The sequence below is a fragment of the Leucobacter sp. M11 genome, from assembly GCF_035726885.1.
GTDB lineage: Bacteria > Actinomycetota > Actinomycetes > Actinomycetales > Microbacteriaceae > JAPFRB01.
Genome location: NZ_JAPFRB010000001.1, coordinates 132,496 through 132,901 on the forward strand (window position 1 = coordinate 132,496; position 406 = coordinate 132,901).

The following is a 406-nucleotide window of genomic DNA, read 5'->3' on the forward strand; positions in this document are numbered from 1 at the left end:
AGCGCCAGCGCCACGAGGACCCTGGGCGTCGCCGAGGCTGGCGGGGTTGGGCTCGGCCCGGAGCAGGGTCAGGAGCCGATCGGCGGAGGCCTGCGAGATCGCCCAGAACGTGCCCAGCGTGCCCACGAGCGCTTCCAGGGGCCGAATGAGCACCACGGCCACGCCCGCCGCGGTCACGAGCTCCCCCGCGCTGATCTGCCCGGCGAAGGCGAGCAGCCCCGCGCTCAGGGCGACCCCGGCCGCGAAGAGCTGCGCAATCGCCGCGGAGAGGCCGACGTAGGCGGCCCGAGCGGCGCGCGCCGCGAGGGTGCCGCGGAGCGCGGTCCGGCTGACCGCCCGGTAGCGGCTCGCGGCGGTGCCCTGCGCGTGCATCCCGCGGATCACCCGGTATCCCGCGACGAGGTCA

General features: G+C 76.8%; 1 pseudogene. It reads right to left on the reverse strand.

The window, feature by feature from the left end:
- Window positions 1-406, reverse strand: a pseudogene (locus OOT08_RS00665) (ABC transporter ATP-binding protein); the annotation flags it as partial.